At 67.4% G+C, this 16,027-nt stretch carries 17 protein-coding genes; 8 read left to right on the plus strand and 9 right to left on the minus strand.

Annotation, left to right across the window (positions count from 1 at the left end; translation table 11 throughout):
- Positions 1-498: 498 nt before the first annotated feature.
- The 5 genes from FDK12_RS06015 to FDK12_RS06035 form a co-directional block, all read right to left on the minus strand.
- Entirely contained in the window at positions 499-1,521 is a 1,023-nt protein-coding gene (locus FDK12_RS06015; RefSeq protein ID WP_137368693.1) for a putative zinc-binding metallopeptidase, read from the minus strand.
- A gap of 37 nt (positions 1,522-1,558) precedes the next feature.
- The gene (locus tag FDK12_RS06020) at positions 1,559-2,335 is read right to left on the minus strand and encodes a sulfite exporter TauE/SafE family protein (RefSeq protein ID WP_223263119.1); all 777 of its coding nucleotides are present in this window, start codon (positions 2,333-2,335) and stop codon (positions 1,559-1,561) included.
- Between the two features lie 127 nt (positions 2,336-2,462).
- A complete protein-coding gene (locus tag FDK12_RS06025) occupies positions 2,463-3,092 on the minus strand; it encodes a Rho termination factor N-terminal domain-containing protein (protein ID WP_137368694.1) in 630 nt (209 codons plus the stop codon).
- Between the two features lie 130 nt (positions 3,093-3,222).
- Positions 3,223-4,050 (minus strand): aldo/keto reductase, encoded by an 828-nt coding sequence (locus FDK12_RS06030; RefSeq protein WP_137368695.1) that lies wholly within the window; start codon positions 4,048-4,050, stop codon positions 3,223-3,225.
- A gap of 118 nt (positions 4,051-4,168) precedes the next feature.
- Positions 4,169-4,504 (minus strand): hypothetical protein, encoded by a 336-nt coding sequence (locus FDK12_RS06035; protein WP_189636274.1) that lies wholly within the window; start codon positions 4,502-4,504, stop codon positions 4,169-4,171.
- Between the two features lie 241 nt (positions 4,505-4,745).
- Between FDK12_RS06035 and FDK12_RS06040 the strand changes: the two genes are divergently transcribed.
- The gene (locus FDK12_RS06040; RefSeq protein ID WP_189636275.1) at positions 4,746-5,369 is read left to right on the plus strand and encodes a GNAT family N-acetyltransferase; all 624 of its coding nucleotides are present in this window, start codon (positions 4,746-4,748) and stop codon (positions 5,367-5,369) included.
- Here the strand turns inward: FDK12_RS06040 and FDK12_RS06045 are convergent.
- Positions 5,366-5,827 carry an SRPBCC family protein gene (locus tag FDK12_RS06045; RefSeq protein ID WP_137368698.1) on the minus strand — a complete coding sequence of 154 codons (462 nt, stop codon included), beginning with the start codon at positions 5,825-5,827 and terminating at the stop codon, positions 5,366-5,368. The genes FDK12_RS06040 and FDK12_RS06045 overlap by 4 nt on opposite strands.
- Positions 5,828-5,949: 122 nt before the next feature.
- Between FDK12_RS06045 and FDK12_RS06050 the strand changes: the two genes are divergently transcribed.
- The gene (locus tag FDK12_RS06050; protein WP_137368699.1) at positions 5,950-6,492 is read left to right on the plus strand and encodes an acyl-CoA thioesterase; all 543 of its coding nucleotides are present in this window, start codon (positions 5,950-5,952) and stop codon (positions 6,490-6,492) included.
- Positions 6,493-6,515: 23 nt separating this feature from the next.
- Here the strand turns inward: FDK12_RS06050 and FDK12_RS06055 are convergent, their stop codons facing one another.
- Positions 6,516-7,844 carry an APC family permease gene (locus FDK12_RS06055; RefSeq protein ID WP_137368700.1) on the minus strand — a complete coding sequence of 443 codons (1,329 nt, stop codon included), beginning with the start codon at positions 7,842-7,844 and terminating at the stop codon, positions 6,516-6,518.
- A gap of 180 nt (positions 7,845-8,024) precedes the next feature.
- On the opposite strand from FDK12_RS06055, the gene FDK12_RS06060 reads away from it, so the two are divergent.
- The 4 genes from FDK12_RS06060 (at position 8,025) to FDK12_RS06075 (ending at position 11,651) form a co-directional block, all read left to right on the plus strand.
- The gene (locus FDK12_RS06060) at positions 8,025-9,413 is read left to right on the plus strand and encodes an OFA family MFS transporter (protein WP_137368822.1); all 1,389 of its coding nucleotides are present in this window, start codon (positions 8,025-8,027) and stop codon (positions 9,411-9,413) included.
- 131 nt (positions 9,414-9,544) lie between these two features.
- Positions 9,545-10,072, plus strand: coding sequence for an adenylyl-sulfate kinase (locus tag FDK12_RS06065; protein ID WP_137368701.1), 528 nt, complete (start codon positions 9,545-9,547; stop codon positions 10,070-10,072).
- An 8-nt stretch (positions 10,073-10,080) separates the two neighbouring features.
- Positions 10,081-11,115: an MBL fold metallo-hydrolase gene (locus tag FDK12_RS06070; RefSeq protein WP_137368702.1), complete on the plus strand. Its 1,035-nt coding sequence runs from the start codon at positions 10,081-10,083 to the stop codon at positions 11,113-11,115.
- 62 nt (positions 11,116-11,177) lie between these two features.
- Positions 11,178-11,651, plus strand: a complete 474-nt coding sequence (locus tag FDK12_RS06075; protein ID WP_137368703.1) for a MarR family winged helix-turn-helix transcriptional regulator — start codon at positions 11,178-11,180, stop codon at positions 11,649-11,651.
- Between the two features lie 4 nt (positions 11,652-11,655).
- Here FDK12_RS06075 and FDK12_RS06080 read toward each other — a convergent pair whose 3' ends face one another.
- Positions 11,656-11,970 carry a hypothetical protein gene (locus tag FDK12_RS06080; RefSeq protein WP_137368823.1) on the minus strand — a complete coding sequence of 105 codons (315 nt, stop codon included), beginning with the start codon at positions 11,968-11,970 and terminating at the stop codon, positions 11,656-11,658.
- 192 nt (positions 11,971-12,162) lie between these two features.
- Between FDK12_RS06080 and malQ the strand changes: the two genes are divergently transcribed.
- Both malQ and FDK12_RS06090 read left to right on the plus strand, forming a co-directional pair.
- A complete protein-coding gene (gene malQ / locus FDK12_RS06085; RefSeq protein WP_137368704.1) occupies positions 12,163-14,334 on the plus strand; it encodes a 4-alpha-glucanotransferase in 2,172 nt (723 codons plus the stop codon).
- 55 nt (positions 14,335-14,389) lie between these two features.
- Complete coding sequence (locus tag FDK12_RS06090; RefSeq protein WP_189636276.1) at positions 14,390-15,355, plus strand: NAD(P)/FAD-dependent oxidoreductase; 966 nt, start codon at positions 14,390-14,392, stop codon at positions 15,353-15,355.
- A gap of 158 nt (positions 15,356-15,513) precedes the next feature.
- Here FDK12_RS06090 and FDK12_RS06095 read toward each other — a convergent pair whose 3' ends face one another.
- Entirely contained in the window at positions 15,514-15,942 is a 429-nt protein-coding gene (locus FDK12_RS06095) for a YtxH domain-containing protein (protein ID WP_137368706.1), read from the minus strand.
- Between the last annotated feature and the right edge of the window lie 85 nt (positions 15,943-16,027).

Here is a 16,027-nt window from a genome sequence, read left to right on the forward strand (position 1 = left end):
GCGCAGGTTCTCCGGCCCGCATAGGAGCGGCGGTGATGATCGGTCCGCACGCTCACGTGAACGGCAGCGTGGTGGAATCCGAGTGTTTCATCGCGACCGGGGCGGCATTGTTTCCCGGCAGCCGGGTAGGTGGGGGCTCGGAGATTCGGATCAACGGCGTCGTGCAGGTCAACACGGCCGTGCTTCCCGGTTCGATCGTACCGATCGGCTGGGTCGCCGTAGGCGATCCCGCCTCCATCCTTCCACCCGAACGACACGACGAGATCTGGGCGATCCAGCGTGAACTCGACTTCGGTGGCACCGTCTACGGTGTGGGCCGGGACGTATCGCTGCGGGAGATCATGCGCCGCCAATCCGAGTACTACGGTGTGCATGCCACAGACACCGTCATTGCCCCACAGCGGATTCTCCCAGCCGGCACATTCCCTCGCCCGCCATGGGCTTTGTCATCCTGCTGTCGACGGCGCCCGGAGGGGATGAAGACCCTGCGATGGCCCGCTACGCCGTCGTCGTTCCGTCGGCCGGTTCGCCGACGCGCACGCGCAGCTTGTGCACGAAATCGAGTTTGGCGATCACCGCAGGCGGCAGGACGAAGGGATACAGGTCGTTCGCGCCCATGCTGCGATTGACCTGGTTCAGTGCGACGGAGAGCGGGATCCAGGTCTCACGGACGACGACGGCGAAGTCCTCGGTGCTGTTCGGGCCGGGGCCGGAGGCGAGTCCGTACTGCAGGGCCGTATCAACGGTGTCGCAGATGTGGAGGTAATGCGCGAAGGTCTCGGCGAAGTCCTCGTAGGGGTGCATGGTCGCGTACATGGAGATGTGGTTCTTCTCCCAGCCCTCGGGCGCTCCCTCGTCGTAGTGCCGCTTGATGGCGTCCTTGTAGCTGGCCCGGTCGTCACCGAAGATGCTGCGGGCCCTGTCCGTCACCTCGGGATCCGAGAAGACGAGGGTGCCCTCGAAGTAGTGGCCGGTCTCGTGCCGGAAGTGCCCGAGCATGGTGCGATAGGGCTCGTCGAGCTTGGCGCGCATCTTCTCCCGGTGTGAGTCCACCGTCTCGGCGAGATCGATCGTGATGAGACCGTTCTGGTGGCCGATCACCACCTTTTCCTCGACGCTCGAGAGCAGGTCGAACGCGAGGCCGCGTTCCGGGTTTTGGATCCGGTCCTCGATGGGGAGTCCCAGGACGTCGAGTTCGTAGATCAGGTGCCGCTTCGACCGCTCGGCATCGAGGAACTGCGCCAGGCCGGTCGTGTCGTGGTCCTCGGGGCGGGTCCGCGTCAGGGTGCAGCTGAAGCACTCGTCCCCGTCCTCCCGGACCAGCCAGGTGCAACCGGACAGCGCGAGGTTGGTGCAGCGCCGGAGTTGCTGGCCCTGCAGGTCGCGGTACACGCCGGCGTCGTCGAGCGGAGCGATGATCCGCTCTCCGCGGTGGTAGCCCAGCTGCGTGCCGCAGGCGAGGCAGCGGGAGTTCTCGAAGAACAGGGCAGAGGCGCAGACGGCGCAGGTGAAGCGTTGCATGGGGTCCTGGATCTCGTGGTTTCGTGTTTTGGTGGGGTCAGCTGAAGAAGACGATGCGGATCAGTGCCGCGCTACCGATCACGAGGATCGTTGCGCGCAGCGCGAGCGGGGAGAGCTTGCGGCCCACGCGTGCCCCGAGGAAACCTCCGAGGGTGGCGCCCACCGCGATGATGAGCACCACGGCCCAGTCGATCGACTCCCACGCGAAAACCATGAAGGTCACGGCGGCGACGGCGTTGACGGCGGTGGTCAGGACGTTCTTGATGGCGTTGATGCGCTGGAGGCTCTCGATCGTGACCATGCTCATCAGTCCCACGATCAGGATCCCCTGCGCCGCACCGAAGTAGCCTCCGTAGACGCCCAGCACCGCGATGCCGGCGAGGAGGAGCAGCGTGCGGCGGCGCGACGGACCGACATCGGGCGGCGCCTCACCGGCCTTCGCGGCAGCGGCGCGCTGCACGCGCGGTGCAAGCGCCACCATGACCAGACCGATGATGATCAGGACCGGGACGATCGCCTGGAACGCTTCGGCCGGAAGCACGAGCAGCAGGAGCGCCCCGCCGAGCCCGCCGAGGACGGACAGGGGCAGGAGCCGCAGCAGGAGGCGCTTGTTCGCGGCGATCTCGCGGCGGTAGCCCCACGATCCCGAGAGTCCGCCACCCACCAGGCCGATGTTGTTCGAGATGTTGGCGACGATCGGCGGGTATCCGAAGAGCAGCAGGGTGGGGAAGGTGACCAGCGTGCCGGAGCCGACCACGACGTTGATCATCCCGGCCCAGAAACCCGCGAGGAGGATGACGGCGATCTCGATCACGCGGGGAGTTCCCTTCCGGTCGTTGAGGGCGCCACGACATACGACTGCCGTGCCATTGTTCCGGCACGGCAGTCGATGGAAGGGGCGCTAGGCCAAGGATATGTGAGCAGCGAGGGCGCCTCTGCCCTCAGGCGTCCTCGCGGTTGGGGCTCTCCAGGATGAAGAAGTTGGACTGGTTCCCGTCCTTGCGCTGTTCCTGGTAGATGAAGTTCAGCTGGCGCTCGTCGAACGTCCTGAACCATTCGTCCCAGCTCACGTGACGCAGCTTGTCCGTGTCCTCGTTGAAGTCGAAGCGGAGGACGCCCAGGTGATCGCCGTGCTCCGTGCCATCGACCGTAGCAGGGCGCGCGCCGCGGGACTCCGCCCACTGCTTGATGACCTCGTGATGGGTGGTCGCGAGACTGCGGCCCTCCCGTTCGGGGTCCTCGTCGGGTGACGTGATCTCCTGGGAGTACTTGAGCGACTTGGACGTCTCGGAACCCGTGCGGATCCTGCCGCCGTCCGGTCCTGCGCCGACGTCGTCCGACGCATCGTCCGGCTCGCTTCCCGAAGCGTCGTCGTCCCGTTCATTGCCGGCGGCGTGCTCCTGCTTCGCCTTGGCAACGGCGTCGACGAGCTCGCCCTTCCGCATGCCGGAGGTTCCTGAAAGGCCTTCCTCCTTCGCCTCGCTGCGCAGCTCGTCCACCTTCATCCCGCGCAATTCGGTCTCGCTGACGTCGGGTGTGTCGGGGGTCTGGTTCCCGGGCTCGTTCGCCATGCTGAACTTCCTTCCGGTCGACGTTCCCGGTGGCGGGCACTGGATGCCCGGACCGAAGAACTAAGCGTGCTTACTACCCTCGTCGTCGGGAGGTCGGCTGTCAAGGAACGACCCGCCGACGCATTCCGCCTCAGTGACCGAACTCGTCCGAATCGACGATGTCCGCTGCGCCGGTATCGAGCAGGTAGATATTCGCCAGCTCGGCGCCCGAGAGCTCGAAGTCGAAGATGTCGAGGTTCTGCGCGAGCCGCTCGCGGTTCGAGGACTTCGGTATGGCCACCAGTCCCTGCTGTACGTGCCAGCGCAGCACCACCTGCGCCGCCGTGCGGCCGTGCGCCTCGGCGATGGCGGCGACACCGGGTTCGTCCAGCAGGCCGCTGCCCGGGCCCAGGGGACTCCAGGACTCGGTCACGATGCCGTGCTCGTTGTGGAAGGCGCGCTCCTCGATCCGCGGGCGCTGCGGGTCGAGCTGGATCTGGTTGACGTCGGGCACGATCCCGGCGTCGATGACGTCCTGCAGATGGGTGGGCTTGAAGTTCGAGGTTCCGACGGCACGCACGAGCCCTTCCTCGAGAAGCGCTGCAATACCCTGTACGGCCTCGACGTAACGGCCCTGGGCCGGGTTGGGCCAATGGACGAGCAGGAGGTCGATGTAGTCCACGCCGAGCAGTTTCGTGCTTTCCTCGAACGCGCGACGCACACCGTCGGTGGAGTGGTGCTCGCGGTTGAACTTCGTCGTAATGAAGAGTTCCTCGCGAGGGAGCCCCGAGCGGCGGATCCCCTCGCCAACGCCCTTCTCATTGCGGTAGTTCTCTGCGGTGTCGATGAGCCGGTACCCGGTCTCGATCGCGAGGTCGACCGTCTCAGCGGCTTCCTCGTCGTGCAGCGGCCAGGTGCCGAGACCGAGGACGGGTAGGCGGGCGCCGCTGCGCAGTTGGACGGTGGGGGCGAGTGCCATGGGGTAGCTCCTGCTCGAAGGTCGGTGTCCGACCCACCATTTCCCCTCCGCGTGCGCCTCGTCAACACACCTCGTCGGCATACCGGGGTGACGTGCGGGATCGCCCGTGCGGGTGGACCTAGCTGGTGAGCGGTTGCCACGCGAGGTCGGGTACCTCGGTTGTGGAGCTGGTCGCGGCACTGAAGGGGCCACCGGAGGAGCCACCGGAGGAGCCACTGTAGGAGGCACGCGGGCCCTGATGGGGCAGGCCGACAGCAAGCAGATCATCGATCAGCTCATTGATGGCCTGCGCAATGCAGTCCCGCTCCTCACGGGGGAGGGGCGCGAGGCCATGGAGGTAGGCGTCGATCTCCAACTCGTCGAAGAAGCCCCCCGAGTTGAGGTAGTGGGAGTGGATGTCCTGCACTGTGAGTGCCGACGTCATCATCGCCGCGTGGGCGGTTTGGAACTGCACGACGGGCTCCTCATGGCAGGATCACCGGCGATGCCGGCGCCGGATGTTCACGCAAACTTACGCCCAACTCCTTCAAGGCGTCCCTCACGGAACCTCAAGATCTGCTCAAGCGGTCGTCCTGCACGCGATGGCGCGGACGAAATTGATAAGGGTACTTAATTTCACAATGCGGAAGAATGCGCCTATAGTTTCGGACAGGCCTAGCAGCGGGCCATCGAACCACCTACCAGTGGAGCTGACCATGGAAACTTCCCCGCTCGTCGATGATCGTCCCGAAGCTGTGCGACTGCCCGAGGCGGAGCACGTTGCCTGGGGGAGTACGCCGAAGGCCGTCCACGCGCCGCGCCCCGACGAGTCCGAGTTCCCGAGTGACCTGGCCACAGTCAGCACGCGCCAGCTGCGGGTCCTGTGCAACCAGGTGTACCGCCTGCTCGACAGGGACTTCCCGCCGATGGAGGCCCTGCATCGGTACGAGATGCTGGTCGAGGAGATCGAGCAGCGCGAGGTCCAGGCCGAGACGAGGACTGCTCCCGTCCGGGTGCGCAGTGGTTTCCGTGACAACTCCCTGTTCTCCCGCTTCGAGCTGTTCAGTGACGGCACGATGGTCGGCCACGTGAAGTACGAGATGAAGGGCTCGCACGCCGTCCTGATCCAGGCCGTCGTGGACCCGCGCTTCGATGCAGTCGATGTCGAACCGGCGTTGATCCGCCAGGTGCTCCTCAATGCCCACCGGCGGCGTATTGCCGTCGTCCCCTATTGCCCGAGGGTTCGTGACTTCCTGGCGGAGTTCCCGCAGTACCGCACGCTCCTGCCGCCCGACCAGCGCAAAAGGCTCGAGGCCGCACTGGTCGCCGCGGAGGGCTAGCCCTTCGCGGGCAGCCGCGTAGCGACGAGGAAACGGTTGCGGGCTGTGATGAGGTAGCGCAGGCACGGTCGGAGCAGGATTCGCTCCACCGCCGCGCCGACCACCCCGAACGGTGCCGAGAACTCGATCCTGTCCACCATGGTCGTTTGTCCGCCCTCGGTCGAGAACTCGTGGACGTGCCTGAAGGTGCGGAAAGGGCCGCGGCGCTGCTCGTCGACGAAACGACGAGGGGCGTCGAACTCGGTGATGAAGCTCGTCATCCTGATCGGGAGCCCGAAGTGCCAGGCGCGCCATGTCACGTGCTGGCCCGGTCCGATCAGGCCGCTCGTGACGCCTCCTATTGCACGCTCACGGGTCAGACGCATAGAGCCGACATGCGCGTCGATGCTGCGCGCCCGGTCGAACAGTTCGGCCTGCGGAAGATCGGTGGTCGTCGTGCAGGTGAAGGCGACGGTCATGCAGCCAGTATTGCAGCCGGAACGAAGGACGCCGGAGCGAGCACTCGGGTCAGCCGGGAAGAGGCTCGATCGCGGCGGCACTTTGCGTCCGGGCCACGTTACCAATGGGTAACATGTCGGTCATGCACCTGATCTTCCGCACGCTGCTCCAGCTGTTCCTCGCGCGCAGGCGCCCCGCCCTCAGCGTGTGGGACCCGAGCAGCGTCGCCCTTCGGGTGCTGGTGACGGACATCGATATCGCGATGCACATGAACAACGGGATGTACTTCTCCGTGTTCGATCTCGGACGCTTCGACCTGATGGTGCGCAGTGGAGTCCGGCAGCAGATGCGCCGGCGCCGATGGACGCCCGTTGCCGCGGGCGAGACGATCAGCTTCAGGAAATCCCTCCAGCTCAACCAGCGGTACACCATAGAGACGCGGATCATCGGACTCGACGAGCGAGCCATCTACTTCGAGCAGCGCGCTGTGACGAACGGTGAGATCTATGCACGTGCCGTCATCGCGACGCGTCTCGTCTCACCGTCCGGGCCGGTCAGCAACACGGAGATCATCGCTGCCTTCGGGGCCCCTCCTGAAGATGTGGTGTTGCCCGAGTGGATCCACGAATGGCGCCTCAACAACGCGCTGCCGAGCACGCGCCGCCCTGCACCGCATGCCTGGTGATCCGTCGCTCGGGGTGCAGGCCGCTAGGGGGTGCCCTGCGACTTGCTCCGACCCCGAACCAGCCGCTGAACACCGTACAGGGCGAGCCCCAGCGCGAGCAGGATGCCGGCGCGCAGCCAGATCTCACCGGTCTGTTGCGTGAGGAGCAGGATGCAGGACGCGATCGCGAGGTAGGGGAAGATGACGGGGATCCGGAAGTGCCGGTGTTCCACGTCGTCCTTCCGCAGCACGAGCACCGCGATGTTGGTGCTGAGGAATACGAACAGGAGCAGCAGTACGACGGTCTGGGACAGCGATTCGAGCCCGCCCGTCAGCGTCAGCGCCATGGCCACCAGCGTCGTCGCGACGATTGCCACCCAGGGTGTGCGCCGGTTGGGGAGGACCCGGTCGAAGATGGACGGGAAGAGACCCTGTTCCGCCATGCCGTAGGTGAGGCGGCTCGACATGATCATGGTCAGCAGGGCACCGTTCGCCACCGCGATGAGTGCCACGAGGCTGAAGAGCCAGTTCGGGATGCCCGCGCCCGTCGCAGCGACGACGTCGAGCAGCGGTGAACTCGAGCCCGCAAGATCCTCCGGGGCCATCGCGGCCGAGGACGCGAGCCCGATCAGGAGGTAGACGACGCCGGCTGTCAGCAGGGCGCCGAAGATGGCCCGCGGGTAGACCCGGCTGACGTCCTTGACCTCCTCCGCGACGTTGGCGGAGACCTCGAATCCCACGAAGGAGTAGTAGGCGATCAGTGACGCCGCGAGGACGGCTGAAGCTGCGCTGACCCCGGGCGGGAATTCGGTGACCCGCGAGACATCGCCGTTGCCGCCGCCAACGAAGATCGCGACGACCACGATCACCAGGACGAGCCCCGATACCTCGATCACGGTCATGACCACGTTGCTGCGGACGGATTCCTTGATGCCGCGCATGTTGAGCAGCGCGAGCAGGACGAGGAATACGAGGGCAGCGGGAACCGCGGGTACGTCGATGAACGTGGTCAGGTAGCCACCGGCGAAGGCCTGGGCGAGGCCTGCCGCGCTCGTCACTCCGGCCGCCAGCATGCAGAAGCCGACGAGGAAGGAGATGAACGGCCTCTTGAAGGCGCGTTCGGCGAACACGGCGGCGCCGCCCGCTTTGGGGTACTTGGTCACGAGCTCCGCGTAGGACCCGGCGGTCAGCAGCGCCAGGGCGAGGGCCACCATGAGAGGAACCCAGATGGCGCCGCCCACCTCGGCGGAGATGACGCCGACGAGGGCGTACACGCCGGCTCCGAGGACGTCACCGAGGATGAAGAGGTACAGTAGCGGCCCCGATATCCCCCGCTTGAGTTTGGTGTCCGGTACCTGCTCGATAGTGGCCATAGGGGTCAGTGTAGGGGAAAGTGCTAAGCCTGCTGGGTAGTTTCTCACGCTGTGCGCCATTCGTCGCTCATAAACTCCCGTAAATCGTAGGGTGTTCCCCACTCGGTGTGATGCACCGCATAATTGCCTCCATCAACGATGGCCCGGGGATGGCCACTCATACGGACGAAGAGGGTAATGATGAGTTGGCTTGACCGCGACCACAGCATCGCGCCACCGGGGTTCAACCGATGGCTGATTCCACCGGCGGCGCTGGCCGTGCACCTGTGCATCGGCCAGGCCTATGCGACGAGCGTCTACAAGACGGCGCTGACGGCCCACTTCGACGCCACCCTGACCCAGATCGGCATCATCTTCTCCATCGCGATCGTGATGCTCGGACTCTCCGCTGCCGTGCTGGGCACGTGGGTGGACCGGCACGGGCCGCGCAAGGCGATGTTCACCTCGGCGCTCTTCTGGACCTCCGGCTTTCTGGTGGGTGCCCTCGGGATCTTCACCAACCAGTTGTGGCTCGTCTACCTGGGGTACGGCGTCATCGGCGGTATCGGTCTCGGAATCGGCTACATCTCGCCCGTGTCGACTCTGATCAAGTGGTTCCCCGACCGTCCCGGCCTTGCCACGGGCATGGCCATCATGGGCTTCGGGGGCGGCGCCCTCATCGCGAGTCCGCTGTCCACCCAACTGCTCCGCATGTACGATCCGAACTCGGATGCGGAGGGCTGGGTCGCGAGCGGCGACGCCGTCGGGAAGCTGTTCCTGACCCTCGCCGTCGTCTATTTCGTCTACATGATGTTCGGAGCCTTCACCATCAAGGTACCGGCCGAAGGCTGGAAGCCGGACGGGTTCGATCCGTCTCAACTGAAGTCGAAGCCGCTGGTGACGACCGACAACGTGTCGGCCGCGAACGCGATCAAGACACGACAGTTCTGGCTCGTCTGGATCGTCCTGTTCTGCAACGTCACGGCGGGTATCGGCATCCTCGAGCAGGCGTCCCCCATGATCCAGGACTTCTTCCGCGGCGCTGATGGTTCGACGGCGGTGTCCGTCGCGGCGGCCGGCGGTTTCGTGGGGCTGCTCTCGATCGGCAACATGGGCGGACGCTTCGTGTGGTCGACGACGTCGGACCTCATAGGCCGCAAGCGCATCTACATGGTCTATCTCGGTGTCGGGGCGGCCCTCTACCTGGTGCTGGCCCTGGCCGGGTCCTCCACCACGCTGCTGTTCGTCGCTCTGGCCTTCGTCATCATCTCCTTCTACGGCGGTGGATTCGCCACGGTGCCGGCCTACCTCCGGGACCTCTTCGGCACCTACCAGGTCGGCGCGATCCACGGCCGCTTGCTGACCGCATGGTCTGCCGCAGGGATCGCCGGGCCGCTGATCGTGAACGCCTTCCTCGATGCGCAGGGCACCCCGGGTGAGCTGACGGCCGGGGCCTATCAGCCTGCGCTGCTCACCATGGTGGGACTGCTGATCGTGGGGTTCATCGCCAACCTGCTCGTCAAGCCGGTCGATCCGCGCTTCCACGAACCGGCCAAGGGCACCCCGAGACAATTCGCGAAGGAGGCCTGACATGGCCGGAGCACGTATCGCCGCAGTGTGGGCGCTCGTCGGAGTGCCGCTCGCCTACGGCGTCTTCCAGACCCTGACGCGCGTCGCCGCCCTCTTTGGCGGCTGACGGGGAATGCCCCACGCGCCCACCGATGGACAGTGCCGGCACTTCGGTACTGTTCATCGGCGGGCGTTCGGGCGTCGGCAAGACGACGGTGGCGCTGGCCCTCCACGACCTCCTCGTCGAGCGGGGTGTACGGCACGCCGTCGTCGAGGGTGATGCCCTGGACCTCGCCTACCCCGAGCCCTGGGAGCATCGGCTCGCGGAGCGCAATCTCGCCGCCATCTGGTCCAATTATCGGGCGCTCGGCTACCGTCGCCTGATCTACACGAACACTGTGTCCGTCCTCGAGACAGGGGTCCTCTCGGCTGCCATGGGTGATGCCCCCGCGGTCGTGGCGGTGCTGCTCGAGGCGGATACGACGACGGCGAACACGCGTCTCGCGGGTCGCGAGACCGGCCGGCAGCTGGAGGACCACCGGCTCCGCAGTGCCCGGGCCGCCGAGCGGCTCGCCCGGGAGGCGCCGGACGCCGTCCACCGAATCCGGACGACGGCGCGCTCGCCTGAGGACGTCGCGGCGCAGATCCTGGCACTGCTTGAATGGGACCAGTCGACCTGAGGGGAACCATGGCCAACACCAGCACCAGCACCAGCAGGCAGCAGGAGGAGGCGCTCGTGCGTGGTGACCTACCGCCGCTGGAGCAGGTGCGCGACGACGTCTGGGCCCTCGCGCAACCGATGCCCGGCGACCACCTCGCCTACTCCTTCACCTACCTGCTGCGGGATTCCGACGGCGGCGTCCTCGTCGTCGACCCCGGCTGGGACTCGGACGAGAACTGGCAGCGGCTGATCGATGCGCTGCAGCAGCTCGTCCCGGGGTGTTCAGGGGCGGATGTCGTGACGGGCATCATCGGCACGCACCTGCACCCGGACCACGTGGGAATGGCCGGTCGCTTGCGTGACGCGTCGGGGGCCACGCTCGGGATGCATGTCCTCGAGCGTGAGGCGCTCGAACGGCACCACGCTCGGGCGGTCGGTGATGTGCCGGCGGACGATCGGCTGGAGACGTGGGGTGTACCGGCCGAGCGGAGGGCGGAACTCGCCCAGTACGTGGATCGCTCGCCCGAGGGGCTCGTCCTGGCGGTCGATCGGGAGCTCGCCGACGGCGACGTCCTCTCCGTCCCGGGATTCCGGCTCGAGGTCTTGGCGACCCCCGGGCACACAACCGGCCACCTCTGCCTGCGTGACGACGCCCGCGGCCTCCTCCTGACGGGTGACCACGTGCTGCCGACCGTCTTTCCCGGTCTCGGGCTGGGTGGGGAAACACCGTCCAACCCGCTTGCCGATTACCTGGCATCGATCGACGCCGTCTGCCGGTATCCGGACCACGAGGCGCTGCCGGGACACGGTTACCGGTTCACCGGCGTCGCCGAGAGGGCCCGGGAATGCGCGGACCACCATCTGAAGCGAGCGCGGGAGGTCGCCGAGGTCGTGGCGGCCGAGGGCGGACGCTCAGGAGAGCCCACGATCTGGGACATCGCCTCGCTCATCACGTGGACCGGGGGCTGGAAGGGGCTGCACGGGTTCCAGCTGTTGTCCGCCCTCCACCAGACGCAGATGCACCTGGACTTCGTCCGGAGCGGCGGACTCGCCCTTCGCTGAAATCTTCGGACTTTTCCGTGGAGGGTGGCGCTCGTTCCTACGGGCATCTATACGCTTCCTCCATGGAGATTGCGGAGGGGCCCGACGGCACGGAGTTCGATCGCGCCATCGAGGTGCTGGAAGAGCAGACGAGCGTGCTGTGGCGCCGGGAGCGGACGACATCGCATTCGCTGGCGAAGACCGTCCATCCCGAGATGGAACCGGCAGCCTACGGGATCCTGACCCTGCTGCAGCGCGAGGGATCGCTGAGGGCCACGGACATCGCCCACAGCATCGGCGTCGGCAAACCGTCCGTGAGCCGGCAGCTCGCGGGGCTCGAGCGACTGGGCCTCGTCAGCCGGCAGCTCGATCCGGATGACGCCCGGTCCCAGCGGGTCGTGCTGACGCCGCTCGGGAAGCAGCAGCTCACCACCGCACAGACCGGACGGCGCACTGCCTTCACCGACCTCATGCGCAGCTGGAAGCCGGAGGACGTGGCGAGCCTCGGCTCGCTGATCGCACGCCTGAACAGCACCTACACGAAGGACACCTGGTGAGGGGTCAGTCCCCGCTCCAGCCCGATCCCTCCCGGAAGCTTCCAACGCGCCGGCCCGCTCCGGCCTCGAGGGATTCCTCCGAGTCCTCGAAGAGCTCGCCCGCATCGGCCTTGCTGTGGAGGAGGAGCTGCTCCGCTTCGGCACGAGCCTCGTCCAGCGTGCCCGCCAGAATGCGGCTGCGGGCGGGCAGGGCGTCCAGGTGGATCACGCGCTCGGCCGTCTCGCCGACGGGAACCGTGAAGCCGTCATTGGCGTCGTCGACGGGCACCTCCGCGCCGTCATTCTCCGCGGGGACGAGGTATTCGAGGAAGTAGGCCATGCTTAACAGTTGCACCGGGAGGGGAACCGTCGCCACCCGGACGGTGGAGCGCCGGATGCTTGTCCGGCGCTCGGTGGGCTGCTAGCGGGACCGGATCCGGCCGGGTAGCGGGAGCCGGAAGTGCCGCGTCAAATCAGGGGGAAGGTACCGGGCCGGATGCGCAGCCTGCTGATCGACGCCTAGATTGGTGGAATGGCAGACACGACGCAGCAAGAAGAAGCCCCCCGGAAGACCCCGACTCCCCTCGAGCAGCTTGCGGAGGCCCACCGCGTCGGCACCACCTTCAAGGGATGGGACGGCGAGCCGGCGCGCGTGGCGCCGGACACGCTCGTGGCGGTGCTCGCCGCGCTCGGTGTCGACGCGTCCTCCGATGCGGCGATCACCCATGCCCTGGAAGCCGTCGACGCCGGGCCTTGGCGCTCCGTGCTGCCCGCCGTCGTCGTCGTGCGCGAGAGCGACGACGACCCTGTGACGATCCACGCGCCCGCGGGCGCCGGGGTGGACCTGTGGGTCGTCGACGAGGACGGCACCCGCTTCACCGGAACGGTGGGAGAGGCGACGGTGACCCGGTCCATCGACGGGCAGGACATCGAGCGGAGGAATGGCACCTTGCCGCCTTCGCTGCCCCTCGGCTGGCACACGCTGCACGCGAGCGTCGACGGACAGGAGTCCTCCTGCACCCTCGTGGTGACGCCTGACCGGTTGAGCACGACGGCGTCGCTCATGGACCGACGCACCTGGGGACTGATGGCCCAGCTGTACTCCGTCCGCTCATCGCGGTCGTGGGGCATCGGAGATCTCGCCGACCTCGGTCAGATCGCCGTCGCCGCCGCGGCGCACGGCGGCGACTTCGTGCTGGTGAACCCGTTGCACGCCGCGGAGCCCGTACCTCCCGTGGAGCCGTCGCCCTATCTCCCGACGACGCGGCGCTACTTCCATCCCCTGTACCTGCGCGTCGAGGACATCCCTGAGTACTCGCGGCTGGGTGATACCGCGCAGGCGCGGGTGCAGGAGCTCGCTGCCGGCTTCCGAGCCGCCAACACGACCGCGGACCTGCTGGACCGGGACTCGTCCTACGCGGCGAAGCTCGAAGCGCTCGAACTCGTCTTCGCCGTCGAGCGGCCCGAACAGCGTCAGCGGGATTTCGACTCCTACCGATCCCATCAGGGCCAGGGCCTCGCCGACTTCGCGCTGTGGTCCGCGCTCGCCGAGACCCTCCCCCCGGGCGCGCCGGAATGGAACGACGTCGGGCGCCCCGGCTCGGCGGGCGCCCGCGAGTTCGCGGAGCGGCACGCGGCACGGATCGAATTCCATGAGTGGCTGCAGTGGCTCGTGGACGAGCAGTTGCAGGAAGCCCAGCTGGAAGCCACCGGTGCCGGCATGTCCATCGGCGTGGTGCACGATCTCGCTGTGGGCGTGCATCCGAGCGGAGCCGACGCATGGGCGCTGCAGGACGTCCTTGCGACCGGCATCAGCGTGGGGGCTCCGCCGGACATGTTCAACCAGCACGGCCAGGACTGGAGCCAGCCGCCGTGGCATCCGGAACGGCTCGCAGAGTCGGGCTACGCGGCCTTCAGGGACATGCTCCGGAACATACTGCGTCACGCCGGTGGGATCCGGGTGGACCATATCCTCGGCCTGTTCCGCCTGTGGTGGATCCCGCAGGGCAAGGCGCCGGGCTCGGGAGCGTACGTGTACTACGACCACGAGGCCCTGATCGGCATCCTCGCGCTCGAGGCGGAACGTGCCGGTGCGATCGTCGTCGGCGAGGACCTCGGCGTCTTCGAGCCGGGCGTGCAGGAGTACCTGGGGGAGCGCGGAATCTTCGGAACCTCGATCCTCTGGTTCGAACAGGACGAGGATGGGCCCCTGCCACCGGAGTCGTATCGCAAGGGCTGCCTGACGACGGTCACCGTCCACGACCTTCCGCCCAGCGCCGGCTACCTCGCGGGCGAGCACGTGACCCTGCGCGAGAAGCTCGGGCTGCTGAGCCGCCCCGTCGAGGAGGAACGCGCCGAGGACCGTGCCACCCAGGAGAAGTTCCTGGCGCTCCTCCGGGAACGCGGTCTTCTCCGGAGCGGGACTGCGACCGTCCAGGAGACAGTCGAAGCGTTGCACGGCTTCATCGCGCAGACGCCGTCCGTGCTGCTCGGAGTCGCGTTGGCCGACGCCGTCGGGGAACGCCGTACCCAGAACCAGCCGGGCACGAACGACGAGTACCCCAACTGGCAGATCCCGCTCGCCGACGCCGATGGCACCGCCGTCCTCGTGGAGGACATCGCCGGGAACCAGCGGTTCTCGTCGCTCGTCGCGGCACTGGGTCTACCGTCCGCGGACGGGGCGGAAACGGGACCCACTGCCTGATCGCAAGCAGAATCTGCTGCCGCACCGGGTCGGCGGCGCGTGGTCGGATAGAGGAATGGACAAGCAGGAGAGTTTCGACGTCGTCATCGTCGGCGGTGGAGTTGCGGGACTGAGCACTGCACTCGTCCTCGGCCGGGCCAGGCGGAACATCGTCGTCATCGATGCCGGGACACCGCGCAACGCCCCGGCGAAAGCCGCCTACGGCTTCATCACACGCGACGGCACCGCGCCGGAGCAGCTGCTCTCGCTCGCCCGGGAGGATCTGGAGCCCTACGCGGTGCAGTTCCTCGAGGGCAGTGCGGAACGTGCGGCCCGGACGACGACCGGCTGGTCCATCCGCACCGGGGACGGGACGACCGTGCAGGGGCGCCAACTGGTTCTCGCTTCCGGCCTGCGTGACAACCTCCCTGAGGTGGGCGGTGCGCGTGAGGCGTGGGGGCGGGGGCTGCTCCAGTGCCCGTACTGCCACGGCTGGGAGGTGCGGGACCAGGCACTCGGCGTACTCGGTTCGGCCGAGACCGCCATCCATCAGGCGATTCTGCTCCGGCAATGGTCCGACGACGTGACCTTCTTCCCCCATCTCCTCGGGCCGCTCTCCGACGAGGACGAGCGACGGCTCCGTAGCCGCGGGGTCCGGGTGGTCGAAGGGACGGTGGAGGGCTTCGCCCTCGGACAGGCCGACGACGGCGGACCGCGTTCCATCCGTGGTGTTCGGCTGGAGGACGGGTCGCTCGTCCCGTGCGCGGCCATGTTCTGCGAACCGGGTGCCGATGCCGGCACGCCGTTGCTCTCCGACCTGGGCTGCGAGATGCGCGACGACGGCTGTGTGGTGACCGACGATATCGGGCGCACGACCGTCGAGCGCGTGTGGGCCGTCGGCAATGCCGCTGATCCCGCGGCGCAGCTCGTGCCTGCGGCGGGAGACGCCTACCGCGCCGCTGTCGCCATCAATGCGATGCTCGTCGAGGAGGACTGCGAGCTGTGTGTCGACGCGGAGGAGACCGTCAGCGGAAGCGTCTGATCCGCATCCGTTCGGCGTCCGAGGCGGCCCCATCGCCCGAGCGGGCATGCTTCAAGCCCCGCGGTAGGGGTGCGCCGGACGTGGATCCGCGATGGACGCAGGAGGGCTCGGTCACGACCCGGGCCCTCCTGCGTCGTCCATCCGCTGTGGAGTCGGTCCTACCTCTGGGGGTCCGGGCGGGTTGCCTCGTCCTGCCCCTCGAACGGTGTGTCCGCGATGTGGCTGGGATCCCCGCCGCTGGGGCCCGTGTCCGTGGGGGCTCCCGTGTCCATGGCAGTCACGACCGGTGGCACGTCGAGGGGGAGATCGCCGCTCGCGCCGACGTCCTTTCCTGGATCCTGCGGCGCCTTGGCGCCGTCGTTCGATCCCGAGCCGCTTCTCTTCAGCACGCCCTTGAGGGAGTCCTGCACTTCCGGCGCCTTGCTCTTGAGGGCGCCGGTCGTCGAGGCGACCGTCTCCTGCACTCTCGGACTGTTCCAGAGCTGCTGCGCCTTCGTCCTGAGCTGCTCGTAGCCCTGACGTCCTGCCCGCGTGCCGAGGACGTAACCGGCCGCCATTCCTGCGCCGAAAACGAGTTTGTTCTTCATGCCGTTCTCCTATCGGTGGATTGCGTTGCCCTCGAATCTAGACCACGCTGCCGAGCGGAGCGAGGGAACTTTCCCGGAACCGGCA

Source organism: Arthrobacter sp. NamB2 (genome assembly GCF_005281365.1).
Classification (GTDB): domain Bacteria; phylum Actinomycetota; class Actinomycetes; order Actinomycetales; family Micrococcaceae; genus Arthrobacter_D.

Excerpts from the sequence above, each read along its gene's own strand:
- FDK12_RS06065 (WP_137368701.1), top strand. The coding sequence starts at position 9,545 with ATGGACAGTGCCGGCACTTCGGTACTGTTCATCGGCGGGCGTTCGGGC.
- FDK12_RS06090 (WP_189636276.1), top strand. The coding sequence starts at position 14,390 with ATGGACAAGCAGGAGAGTTTCGACGTCGTCATCGTCGGCGGTGGAGTT.
- malQ (WP_137368704.1), top strand. The coding sequence starts at position 12,163 with ATGGCAGACACGACGCAGCAAGAAGAAGCCCCCCGGAAGACCCCGACT.
- FDK12_RS06075 (WP_137368703.1), top strand. The coding sequence starts at position 11,178 with ATGGAGATTGCGGAGGGGCCCGACGGCACGGAGTTCGATCGCGCCATC.
- FDK12_RS06055 (WP_137368700.1), bottom strand. The coding sequence starts at position 7,844 with ATGGCCACTATCGAGCAGGTACCGGACACCAAACTCAAGCGGGGGATA.
- FDK12_RS06045 (WP_137368698.1), bottom strand. The coding sequence starts at position 5,827 with ATGACCGTCGCCTTCACCTGCACGACGACCACCGATCTTCCGCAGGCC.
- FDK12_RS06025 (WP_137368694.1), bottom strand. The coding sequence starts at position 3,092 with ATGGCGAACGAGCCCGGGAACCAGACCCCCGACACACCCGACGTCAGC.
- FDK12_RS06040 (WP_189636275.1), top strand. The coding sequence starts at position 4,746 with ATGGAAACTTCCCCGCTCGTCGATGATCGTCCCGAAGCTGTGCGACTG.
- FDK12_RS06030 (WP_137368695.1), bottom strand. The coding sequence starts at position 4,050 with ATGGCACTCGCCCCCACCGTCCAACTGCGCAGCGGCGCCCGCCTACCC.
- FDK12_RS06060 (WP_137368822.1), top strand. The coding sequence starts at position 8,025 with ATGAGTTGGCTTGACCGCGACCACAGCATCGCGCCACCGGGGTTCAAC.
- FDK12_RS06015 (WP_137368693.1), bottom strand. The coding sequence starts at position 1,521 with ATGCAACGCTTCACCTGCGCCGTCTGCGCCTCTGCCCTGTTCTTCGAG.
- FDK12_RS06070 (WP_137368702.1), top strand. The coding sequence starts at position 10,081 with ATGGCCAACACCAGCACCAGCACCAGCAGGCAGCAGGAGGAGGCGCTC.
- FDK12_RS06080 (WP_137368823.1), bottom strand. The coding sequence starts at position 11,970 with ATGGCCTACTTCCTCGAATACCTCGTCCCCGCGGAGAATGACGGCGCG.
- FDK12_RS06095 (WP_137368706.1), bottom strand. The coding sequence starts at position 15,942 with ATGAAGAACAAACTCGTTTTCGGCGCAGGAATGGCGGCCGGTTACGTC.
- FDK12_RS06050 (WP_137368699.1), top strand. The coding sequence starts at position 5,950 with ATGCACCTGATCTTCCGCACGCTGCTCCAGCTGTTCCTCGCGCGCAGG.